Annotated in this window: 11 protein-coding genes; all 11 read left to right on the top strand. The window is 42.1% G+C overall.

Annotated features, from left to right (window positions below; all coding sequences use genetic code 11):
* The first annotated feature begins 37 nt into the window (after positions 1-37).
* Positions 38-310, top strand: coding sequence for an acylphosphatase (locus WKF69_RS15555; RefSeq protein ID WP_340383045.1), 273 nt, complete (start codon positions 38-40; stop codon positions 308-310).
* Between the two features lie 18 nt (positions 311-328).
* Positions 329-1,915, top strand: a complete 1,587-nt coding sequence (locus WKF69_RS15550; RefSeq protein WP_340383044.1) for an oligosaccharide flippase family protein — start codon at positions 329-331, stop codon at positions 1,913-1,915.
* A gap of 96 nt (positions 1,916-2,011) precedes the next feature.
* Positions 2,012-2,443, top strand: a complete 432-nt coding sequence (gene dut, locus WKF69_RS15545) for a dUTP diphosphatase (RefSeq protein WP_340383043.1) — start codon at positions 2,012-2,014, stop codon at positions 2,441-2,443.
* A gap of 177 nt (positions 2,444-2,620) precedes the next feature.
* Entirely contained in the window at positions 2,621-4,348 is a 1,728-nt protein-coding gene (locus WKF69_RS15540) for a tetratricopeptide repeat protein (protein WP_340383042.1), read from the top strand.
* Positions 4,326-5,135, top strand: a complete 810-nt coding sequence (locus WKF69_RS15535; protein ID WP_340383041.1) for a DUF4292 domain-containing protein — start codon at positions 4,326-4,328, stop codon at positions 5,133-5,135. Before WKF69_RS15540 ends, WKF69_RS15535 begins: the two co-directional genes overlap by 23 nt.
* A 14-nt stretch (positions 5,136-5,149) precedes the next feature.
* Positions 5,150-6,415 carry a peptidoglycan DD-metalloendopeptidase family protein gene (locus tag WKF69_RS15530; RefSeq protein ID WP_340383040.1) on the top strand — a complete coding sequence of 422 codons (1,266 nt, stop codon included), beginning with the start codon at positions 5,150-5,152 and terminating at the stop codon, positions 6,413-6,415.
* Between the two features lie 53 nt (positions 6,416-6,468).
* A complete protein-coding gene (locus tag WKF69_RS15525; protein ID WP_340383039.1) occupies positions 6,469-6,852 on the top strand; it encodes a twin-arginine translocase TatA/TatE family subunit in 384 nt (127 codons plus the stop codon).
* A 7-nt stretch (positions 6,853-6,859) separates the two neighbouring features.
* Complete coding sequence (locus WKF69_RS15520) at positions 6,860-7,063, top strand: twin-arginine translocase TatA/TatE family subunit (RefSeq protein WP_340383038.1); 204 nt, start codon at positions 6,860-6,862, stop codon at positions 7,061-7,063.
* A gap of 184 nt (positions 7,064-7,247) precedes the next feature.
* Positions 7,248-8,681: an Asp-tRNA(Asn)/Glu-tRNA(Gln) amidotransferase subunit GatA gene (gatA, locus tag WKF69_RS15515; RefSeq protein WP_340383037.1), complete on the top strand. Its 1,434-nt coding sequence runs from the start codon at positions 7,248-7,250 to the stop codon at positions 8,679-8,681.
* 129 nt (positions 8,682-8,810) lie between these two features.
* Entirely contained in the window at positions 8,811-10,193 is a 1,383-nt protein-coding gene (locus tag WKF69_RS15510; RefSeq protein ID WP_340383036.1) for a LysM peptidoglycan-binding domain-containing protein, read from the top strand.
* Positions 10,194-10,294: 101 nt separating this feature from the next.
* The coding region (locus WKF69_RS15505; RefSeq protein ID WP_340383035.1) for a phosphate acyltransferase at positions 10,295-11,792 on the top strand (1,498 nt) is incomplete at its 3' end.

Below are 11,792 nucleotides of genomic sequence, written 5' to 3'. Positions count from 1 at the left end.
AAGAACGAATTAGTAGATTATCGTTTTAAATAAACAGATGAAACATTTAGATATTGTTGTAAGCGGCCGGGTTCAGGGCGTTTTTTTTCGGGCTACAAGTAAAGCCGTCGCCGACCAGCTTGGCGTGAAAGGAACGGCGCGCAACTCCCCAGATGGTACCGTCGCCATAGAAGCAGAGGGTGATGATTTTTCTCTTGAACTTTTTCTTGAATTCTGCCACAAAGGCTCTGACCGTTCCGCGGTCGAAAAAGTCGAGGTCAAAGAAGGCGAAATCAAAAACTATCGTAATTTTGAAGTTGTAAGAAAATAATGTTAATCATTCCTCTCATTGTCAGCAATTAAGAAATTTGCGGGTCAGACTGCTATTTATGGGTTAAGCACTATTATCTCCAGGCTTCTCAATTTTATCCTGACCCCGATTTATGTCCGTATTTATCCAGCTAAAGTCTTTGGGATATTTACAGTAATGTTTGCCTGGGCTTCGATCCTTAACGCCATCCTTGCTTTTGGTATGGAAACGACGTTCTTCCGTTATCTCAATAAGTACGAGAACGACAAGCAGAAAGTATATAATAATACGTTTATAGCCATCTTTGCTTTATCCGCAGTATTTCTGGCATTTTCAACACTTTTTGTGGAGGATATCGCGGCCTGGATGCAGGAGGGTAAAAAATACAATGAGGATTATGGAACTTATATCAGATATTTCATAGGGATCCTGGTTGCTGACGCATTAGCTGTTATCCCCTTTGCGAAGGTAAGAGCCGACGGAAGGGCTATCCGGTACAGCATTTTAAAATTCGCAAATATTCTAACTTTTGTCGGACTAAATCTCTTTTTCATATTTGTAGCGCCTGCAATACTTGAGAAGAATCTTCCGGGCGCGGCTTTTGTTGCGAGTTGGTACCGTGAAGGCTGGGTGGGTTATGTCTTTTTGTCCAATCTTATAGCAAGTGTACTTACCCTTATTTTATTAATCCCTGAACTTTTGCAGATCCGGTTTCGATACGATGGGAAGCTATTCAAGGAAATGCTTTATTATAGCCTTCCGGTGCTGATTGCCAATATATCCTTTATAATCAATGAACATGTAGATAAGTTATTTCTGGGGAGGTTGTTGCCGGCCGATATTTCGGAAACAGAGGTGGGTATTTATGGCGCTTGCAGTAAGATCGCCATATTTCTTAGTATTTTTATCCAGGCATTCAGGCTTGGAGCTGAGCCTTTCTTCTTTAGTCATTCAAAGAATAAAAATTCAAGTCTAACGTATGCGCGCATCATGAACTATTTCGTGGTTGCAGTGTGCCTGATATTTGTACTGCTAGTGGCGAATATTGAACTTCTTAAATATTTCATAGGCGGAGGGAACGTTTTTAAATATTTCACAGGCGACTATGTAATTAGTGCAGCCGCGCTTAAACAGCAGACATTATACTGGTCGGGCTTGAAAATAGTCCCGGTATTGCTTTTCGGCTACCTCAGCCTCGGGATATATATTAATCTGTCTATCTGGTATAAATTGTCGGACCAAACACGTTATGGATTATATATTTCAGGGGTTGGAGCATTGCTGACTATTATATTGAATCTTATTTTTATCCCTCACTATAGCTTTGTAGCATCAGCATGGATATCCCTTACAGTCTATACTGTAATGGCAGCACTGTCTTACGTTTGGGGACAGAAAAACTATCCAATTCCTTATGATTTAGGAAGGAATCTGGCGTACATATTTGCGGCGGCGACTATCGTTTTTGTATCATTTGTAGTATTTAACCGTAATTTGATCGTTGGAAATACCCTGTTTGTTATATTTACGTTAGTATCGTTTTATATAGAACGGAAAGGATTAATAGCCATACTTGGTACTAAAACGTCCACTTCTTTACCTGGTAGCCCGGAAAATGAATATTAAAAGGTGGAGAAGAGGTTCCAGCTTTCGCTGGAATGACAATTAAGAAGGTGGAGTGTGGAGATTCCGGCCTTCACCGGAATCCGAGTTGAGAATTATATGGATATTAAAATTATAAACAGATCGGCACACGCGCTCCCGGCTTATGAAACTGAGGCATCTGCGGGTATGGACTTGCGCGCTGATCTCATCGAACCAATTATGATCGCTCCAATGGAGAGAAAGCTTATTCCTACGGGCTTGTTTATGGAACTGCCAGTTGGCTTCGAAGCACAGATCAGACCAAGAAGTGGATTAGCATTGAAACATGGCATCAGTATATTGAATTCGCCCGGAACTATCGACGCAGATTATCGCGGCGAACTTAAGATCCTGCTTATTAATTTATCAACTACAGAATTTGAGATAGGGAATGGCGATCGCATAGCACAGATGGTGATTTCCAGGCATGAACAGGTGAACTGGGAAGAAGTTAACATCCTTACAGAGACTATTCGTGGCGCTGGTGGATATGGACACACAGGACTTTGAGTTGAGAGTTAAGAAGTTGAAAGTTGAGAGTTGAAAAAGCATCTAAATCGATTTTACACATCGTAGGGGATATTGAGGAGAAATAGGTATGAATAGGACGTTTCCCGCAACAAAAACTTTGGATAGGAGGTTTCGGCTGAACCTCCGTTTGATACCCTATAATTGCTACTTGTAAAAATGAAAACTAAACTACTTTTAACATTTACCCTGGCGATATCTCTGATCGAAGCTAACGCCCAAAAAAATCAGGGGCCTGTTATTGTAGTGGGTAAGGTTTTGAGCCAGAAGGATAGTCTCCAGGCCAGAGAAATTTATTTTGACGGGCTCCATGAAAAATTGATGGAGAATTATCCCCGGGCAGCAGTATCCTTCAACAAAGTGCTCGAAATAGATCCGGCTAATGATGCGGCTATGTATGAGCTGGCCAATATGAGCTTTGCTCAGAATAAGCCAACCGAAGCCGAGCGTCTGATAAGAAATGCCGTCACCGTTAAACCAGACAACGAATGGTATTGGTCCTTTTTAGCAGAGATCTATAAAAAGACCAACAATATTTCTGAATTGGTACTTGTTCTTGAAGAGCTGATAAGACTAACACCAGATAGGGAAGAAAATTATTATGATCGGGCAAATGCCTTTATGATCCTTAAAAAAACTGATCAGGCTGTTACCGCATACGACGAAATCGAATCCAGGTTTGGTTCATCTCAGGACCTCTCTGCTGCTAAACAGCGTATTCTCCTTCAACAGGGAAAGCCTGAAAAAGTGGAGCAGGAGCTGGAGAAGCAAATTAAAGATAAACCTGACGATGTTCGCAATTATCTGTATCTGAGTGAAGTCTACACCAAATCAGGAAATCGTGAAAAAGCTATTGAGGTCCTGAATAAGGCTAAAGCTGTTGATCCCGCTAATGCGATGATCAGGCTGGCACTCGCTGATAATTATAAAGCTTTAAAGCAGTTTGACAATACATTTATTGAGCTGAAAGTTGCTTTCGCTGATCCCATCCTGAGTGTTGATGAGAAGGTGAGGATAGTTCTTTCGTTCTTCCCGATGTTCGCTGATTTTAAGGCAAAAGCCTATGCAAATGAATTGGCGTCAATTATGACCAAAACTCATCCGGATGAAGCCAAGGCATTTGCTGTTTATGGAGATGTGCTTTTTCAGGAGAAAAAATATAACGAAGCCCGTGATTCCTACAAAAAGGCGCTTAAGCTCAATGATCAGATCTACCAAATTTGGGAACAGTTATTAAGGATTGAAGTAAGCCAGGGCGATTTCCAGCAGGCTATTACCGATGGCGAAGCAGGCCTCGCGGTTTTTCCAAATCAGGCGGAATTATATCTGTATACAGGTATTGCATATACTCAAACGAAAAAGCATGATAAGGCAGTGTCGTACCTTAAAAACGCCGCGGACCTGGAAACTGAAGATCAGGAGATCCGAACCCAGATATTTTCAACGCTTGGCGATTCTTATAATGCCCTAAAAAACTTTAAGGAATCCGATCGGTCGTATGAGAAAGCTCTTGAAATACATCCGGATAACAGCTATGTGCTTAACAACTATGCTTATTATCTATCATTGAGAGGAGAAAATTTGGATAAGGCTGAAAAGATGTCTAAGCGGTCTGTTCAGTTAGACCCCAATAACGCATCTTCGGAAGATACTTATGCCTGGATCTTGTTCAAGCTCAAAAGGTATGCAGAGGCAAAAACGTGGATTGAAAAAGCGCTAAGGAATAATACCGCAAATAATTCGACGCAGGTGGAACATTATGGTGATATTTTGTATTTATTAGGTGACAAGGATCTCGCTTTGCAGCAATGGGTAAAGGCCAGGGGGGCGGGTGCAGGTTCGGAAAACTTAAATAAAAAAATTAATGAGAAGAGATATGTTGAATAGGGGTGTTTGTATATTATTAATATTAGGGCTTTTTGCATCCTGTAAAGCAAAGAAAGTGGCAACCGCGAAGGCTGATTCTGTGACTGTCGCCGTGACTCAACCGGCTGAGTCTGCGAATACAGTCAGGGCAAATAAGCTGGCTTCTGTAAAAAGTAGCCAGGCAAGCTTTAACACATTATCGGGAAAAGCTAAAGCAGCCCTTAGCATAGGCAGCAATTCGAATGATGTAACGATGAATATCCGGATAAAGAACAATGAAGCGATTTGGGTTTCCGTTACCGCAATCGCAGGGCTCGAAGTTGCGCGGGCTTTAATAACCCCGGACAGCGTAAGAGTAATAAACCGTCTGGAAAACGAGTACATAAAAAAGCCTTTTAGCTATCTGTATGAGTTCACAAACAACAAGATCAATTTTGCAACCTTGCAGTCCATCCTGGTTGGTAATGTGATATCGGAATTCGTCACAGAATCAACCGAAGTCAACATGACTGGGGCACAGGCTGAATTGAGAAGCAGTATAGGATCCATGATGTACAAGGTTGTGCTGAATGATCAGAATAAAGTTGTTACAGCGGACTTGAGTGATGCTGCTGCAGCGCAATCCCTGTTAGTGCATTACGGAGACTTTCAGATGGTTTCGCAGCAGCAGATTCCACATTCCATTGTGATGAAATCTCAGGCGAAAAGTAAGAAAATCAGTCTTGATCTTAAGTTCTCCAAAATAGAATTAGATGGACCTGTTGACATACCATTTCGAGTTCCCGATCGTTATACGATCAAAAATTAGATACATTTGTTTTAATGAAGTTGCTGAGGTATTTCTTATTCCTGTCTATTTTCTTTCTTGGCTCTGTTGCTTTTGGCCAAAGCAGCTCTGAGCTTAAAAGGCGTAAGGAGGCCCTGACACGCGAAATTGAATCTCTCAATAGAAGCCTTAATCAAACCTCAAGCAGTAAAAACCTTTCGTTAAAACAGATCCGTGCCTTAAATGCACAAATCCGCCTCAGAGAGGAAAAGATAAGTACTATCAACTCTGAAGTAAGGCTATTAGATAATCAGATCTCAGATAATACCAATTCGGTACGTTCGCTACAGGCTCAATTAAATAAGCTAAAGAAGGAGTATGCAGGAATGGTTCTCTTTGCTTTTAGAAATCAAAGCTCCTATGGTAAGCTGATGTTTATTTTTGCTTCCCAGGATTTTAATCAGGCTTATAAACGATTAAAATACCTTCAGCAGTTCAGTGAATATCGCAAGAAACAAGCTATGTATATTGAAGGAACCTCTAAAGATCTCAATATTAAAATTGAGCAGCTTGACCGTAATAAACAGGAGAAAAGTAATCTGTTAAGCGACCAGCAAAAGGAGAAACGTACCTTAGGTGTCCAGAAGAACAGCAAATCTAAGGTACTGACAGGCCTCAGCCGCGCGGAGAAGAAACTAAAACAGGAGCTTTCCCAAAAGCAAAGAGAGTCTGCCACATTGAACCGGGCAATAGCGAGTGCAATCAACCGGGAGATTGAAGCTGCGAGAAAGAGAGCAGAAGAAGAAGCGCGGGCTGCAGCTGCAAAAGCCAAAGCGGAAAATAAAGAAGTTCCTGGCGCAAAGCCGATTTCACGAGGATCAAGTGTTCTCGCTGCGACACCGGAGTCGGCAAAATTATCCTCAGATTTTCTCGGGAGCCGAGGGAGCTTGCCATGGCCGGTAACTAACGGAATCATCATCGAAGGTTTCGGGAATCACACCTACGGGAGGAATGTTACTACCGAAAATAACGGAGTTGACATAAAAACGGCACCAGGTTCAGCGGTACGGGCGGTATTCGCCGGGGAAGTTGCTGCGGTTCAAAATTTCGCCGGTTCCTATGCTGTTTTGATACGCCACGGTGAATATTTTACGGTTTATTCGAATTTACGTTCAGTAAGTGTATCAAGAGGGCAGAAAGTTACGTTAAAGCAAAATATAGGCGCGGTTATAACCGATGCTGTTGATGGAACAACCGAAATCCATTTTGAGGTAAGGAAGGGCGCCGAGCCGATGAATCCTGCGGGCTGGCTGGCAAATTAATTTAATTTTTAGGAGTTTTAAATGCCTATATTTGTATATTGATTTTTTAAGAAATGCATAGTTCAATTTTGTTGTTTTTGAATATGGGCGGGCCGGAAATGATAGTCATATTTCTGGTCGTTCTGCTGCTGTTCGGCGGGAAGAAGCTTCCTGAGCTGGCACGTGGCCTGGGTAAAGGTTTAAGAGAATTTAAAGATGCCTCTGATGGTATCAAAAGAGAGATACATAATAATATTAATACTGTATCTGAAGCTACTGCAGATATGGATAAGGTTAAAAGTGAAACAACTTTTAACCCCGACCCCGAAGCTCCTGGTCATGCGGAACAAACTGAACAGGGAGATGCCTTTCAAGTTGATCCTGAAGCACCGGTTGTGGCTGAATCGGAGAATTCAGGTTCAGTAAATACTGAAGAACAAAAGTCATACACTAAATAAAAAAATTATGTTAAGTTCAACTTTGTTGGTAATGGGACTTGGAGTTACTGAGATCATTCTGATTGTAGTGGTCGTCTTGTTATTATTTGGAGGTAAAAAAATTCCAGAACTTATGCGTGGATTGGGCAAAGGAATTAAAGAATTTAAAACCGCTCAAAATGGCGAAGGCGATGCTGCCTCGACTACACATAAAGATCAGGATAACAAATAAAATTGTCTGTAAGATGATCTTTATATCTCTAAAATGATTTAGGGAGGTACAGAGATCATTTTTATAATTTTGTCCGGTGTAATGCTTTAGAGACGATGAAGTATTTACTCTCCCGACAGGCAGCTTTGTAAGCTTTTTGCAGCTTAGCTAAGTTGTTTAATCTGTATAATACCACATTCCATTTATGGAAGGTTTTTCATCTCTCGCTCAAATCCAAACTGCTTTAGTTTCCCGCGATCTAAATTTGTCAGATCTTGTTGTTGATTACCTGAAGCGTATCGAAGAGCGACAGGAACTTAATGCGTTCCTTGAGGTCTTTTCCGAGGAAGCGAAATCTGCAGCCCTAATCATACAAGAAAAAATAATTACCGGAACCTCGGGAAAGCTTGCCGGAATGGTGATCGGTATCAAGGACAATATTTGTTATATCAATCATAAGGTTTCTGCATCTTCCAGAATACTGGATAATTATACGTCTCCATTTTCCGCTACTGTTGTAGAACGTCTTTTAGCAGAGGACGCTATCATTATTGGCAGGCTTAATTGCGACGAATTCGCTATGGGCGCTTCTAATGAATCTTCATATTATGGTCCCGTTCGTAATAATGCGGACCTTACAAAAGTATCTGGAGGTTCTTCCGGCGGCGCTGCTGTCGCCGTTCAGGCAAATCTTTGCCTTGCCGCCCTTGGTACCGATACCGGAGGCTCTGTGCGTCAACCTGCCTCTTTTTGTGGCGTGGTTGGTTTAAAACCGACCTATGGCCGTGTTTCGAGACATGGAATTATTTCATACGCGTCTTCGTTTGATCAGGTGGGGCCTATTACCCGCTGTGTGGACGATGCTTCGCTTCTTCTGGAAGTTATCGCTGGCGCGGATGAACATGATAGTACTTCTTCAAGTAAATCAGTTCCAGATTATTCAGAAATTAAACCTTCGTCGGTAAAGAAGAAAATTGCTTATTTGTCGGAGGCGCTTCATTCTGAAGGCTTGGATGCTGATGTGAAACTTGCTTTTGAAAGAAGTATAAATTCATTGAAGGCTGAGGGGCATACCGTTGAACCCGTTTCTTTCCACTTTCTTGAATATGTGGTTCCAACGTATTACATATTAACTATGGCAGAAGCGTCATCCAACCTGGCCCGCTACGACGGAATTCATTATGCATATCGCAGCGAAAAAGGAGTGGACCTCGAATCGACTTATAAACGATCTCGTTCTGAAGGTTTTGGGCCGGAAGTAAAGCGCCGGATCGTGTTAGGAACATTTGTTTTATGCGCGGGATACTACGATGCGTATTACGCAAAAGCACAAAAGGTACGAAGACTTATACGGGACAAAACAGATGAGATTTTATCTGAATTCGATTTCATAATGCTGCCAACCGCCCCCACTCCAGCTTTTACTATTGGAGAGTCTAGTGATGACCCGGTGGTTAATTATTTAGCTGATATTTTCACCGTTCAGGCATCTCTCGCGGGCATTCCGGCAATATCTTTACCAGCGGGCAATAACAAGGCGGGTCTACCGTTAGGTATACAGTTTTTGGGGAAACGTTTTGAAGAAGGTAGCTTGTTATCGTTTTCAAAAGATATTGAGGAGCTCTTGGAGGATCAGTAGATGAACCAGGAGCCAAGAACCAGGAATCAAGACGCATGAATTACCCAGGCCCAAATCTTGGTTCGTGGTTCTTGGCTCTTGATTTACTGTTGTTTAACTGGCGGTTTTAACCGCAATGCTGAGTTTTATATGATAAGAACCTTTACTTTTGTCATGCTTGTATTGTTATGCATGTTAAGCGGGGTCAACGCCATCGCATCTGCGCATACAACAGAACCCATTAAAACAATACTAAATTCAACCTCTCTGGCAGACACAATATTTGATTCTGCTTCCTCCGAAAATCCGGAACTTTCATTTCAACATCGAGCATATAAACGCGGGCTTGATTCTCTTGAAAAATCTGTTCCTCTAAACTACAACGAACATGTTCAGGGTTATGTCGACATATATCTTAACCGGAAAGAACAAATCGGGAAAATGCTGGGCTTGTCTAAGTATTACTTTCCAATCTTCGAAAAAGCTTTAAGAGAAGCGGGTCTTCCGGATGAGCTTAAGTTTATGACGGTAATTGAGTCAGCCCTGAATCCCCATGCGGTTTCCAAATCGGGGGCAGTTGGACCATGGCAGTTTATGTACACGACAGCCAAAGGTTATGGACTCGTAATGGATAACTACGTTGATGAACGTAAAGATCCAGTAAAAGCAAGTTACGCAGCTGCACACTATCTTCTTGACTCCTACAAAAGGATTGGAGACTGGCTACTGACTATTGCAGCATTCAACTGTGGTACCGGCGCGGTAACAAGAGCTATTGCAAAATCCGGTGGTGTACCCGACTTTTGGAAAGTCCGGTCATTTCTCCCTAAAGAAACGCAGAACTATGTTCCGGCTTTTATAGCTACTGTTTACGCAATGAATAATTATCAAAAGCACGGAATCCAACCGAGGCCTGCGGACTTTAATGTATTCACAGATTTGATCGAGGTTACGAGACAGATATCAATATCAAGCATTGCGAAGGCAGCCAATCTTGATCTTAAAGAATTATTGGTTTTGAACCCTTCTTATAAAAAGCAGATTATAAACGGATCGATTCAATCTCCGAAATCTCTCGTAATCCCGGGAGTGAACAACAGTTTCTTTGCTTCTATCTACGATGTACTTAACGGCGTGGACAACGAAAAATCCCCGGTTATTTTAGCGTCAGTCAAAGAGACCCCTTCGCAGATAGTTAAAGAAACACCGGGTTATCATCGCGTTAAGCCTGGTCAAAATATGAGTGTTATCGCCAATAAATATGGAGTGGAGGTTCAGGATCTGAAAGTTCTGAATAGATTAAAAACTTCCACGGTTGTAACCGATCAAAATATTAGGGTGTCAACTCCTTCAAAAACCTCGCCGCAGCCAACGAAAAATGCTTATATGAGTTACGTTGTAAAAGTTGGGGATACTTTGTCCGGCATAGCTGAGAAATTTAGCGGAATGACCGTCTCAAAAATAAAAGCTCTCAATGGGTTGACCAGATCAGCTATTGTCCCGGGCATGAAACTGATAATCAGTCAATTATAGTCTAATAGTTAAAGGCGCTAATAATCCTCTGCGCCGAGGTTTATTCATTATATAAAAGAAAAGAATTGTAATTTTGAAGCACTAATCAATTCAAAAATTTAATGAGTAAGACTAATCGTAAACAAGACGCACTTGACTACCATTCTCAGGGCCGTCCTGGGAAGATTCAGGTAGTTCCAACAAAGCCTACAAATTCACAACGCGACCTGTCCCTGGCATATTCACCAGGTGTCGCAGAGCCGTGTTTAAAAATTGCCGATAACAAAGAAGATGTTTATAAATACACCGCGAAGGGTAATCTGGTCGCCGTTATTAGCAACGGTTCAGCAGTACTCGGACTCGGTGATATAGGTCCCGAAGCAAGTAAACCCGTAATGGAGGGCAAGGGCCTACTTTTTAAGATATTTGCTGACATTGATGTATTTGATCTTGAGATTGATACTAAGAATATTGACGAATTCGTCATGATCGTAAAAGCTCTCGAGCCTACTTTCGGAGGTATAAATCTGGAAGATATCAAGGCTCCGGAGTGTTTCGAGATTGAACGGAGGCTGAAAGAAGCTATGTCTATTCCGGTTATGCACGATGATCAGCACGGTACCGCGATTATTTCTGCTGCTGCTTTGATTAATGCTTGCGAAATACAAAGGAAAAAGCTCGATAAAGTTAAGATTGTTGTAAACGGCGCAGGTGCGGCCGCCATCTCCTGTACACGCTTGTACGTAAGTCTGGGTGCAAAAAGAGAAAATATCGTGATGCTTGATCGTTCTGGCGTTATCCGCAGCGACCGCGATAACCTTGAAGGAACTAAAGCTGAGTTTGCTACTTCCAGAAAGATCAGCACCCTTGCTGAGGCTGTAAAGGATTCTGATGTTTTTATAGGTCTGTCATCGCCGGATGTGTTGACAGCAGACATGTTGAAGACAATGGCGAAAAATCCCATTGTTTTCGCAATGGCCAACCCCAATCCGGAAATAGCGTACGAGCTTGCTTGTAATACGCGGAAGGATATTATCATGGCCACAGGCCGCTCTGATTATCCTAACCAGGTCAATAACGTACTTGGTTTCCCGTATATTTTCAGAGGAGCGCTGGATGTCAGGGCAACTGGTATCAACGAGGAGATGAAGAAAGCTGCAGTTATTGCGATCGCCGAACTGGCTAAACGTAATGTGCCTGAGTCGGTAAATCTTGCTTATAATTCACGGAACCTAAAATTTGGGAAAGACTATATCATACCTAAACCGATCGACCCCAGGCTGATAACCGCTGTATCGCCAGCAGTGGCTAAAGCTGCAATCGATTCAGGAGTGGCACGGAAGATAATTACCGACTGGGAAGCTTACAACGAGGTGCTGAAAAACCGCTTAGGAATGGATGATAAGTTGCTGCGTGCAGTAACCAACAAGGCAAAATCGTCTCCAAAACGTGTTGTATTCGCTGAGGCAGATAACTATAAAATTTTGAAATCCGCTCAAATTGTTAAGGATGAAGGAATAGCCATTCCCATTTTATTAGGTAATAAAGAGAAGATCAAACAGATTATTGCAGAGCATGAGTTAGAGCTGGAAGGGGTTGAGATAATAAATCCTGTAGAGG

The sequence above is a fragment of the Daejeonella sp. genome, assembly GCF_037719425.1.
GTDB lineage: Bacteria > Bacteroidota > Bacteroidia > Sphingobacteriales > Sphingobacteriaceae > Daejeonella.
This window is presented reverse-complemented; position numbering and strand designations above follow the sequence as displayed.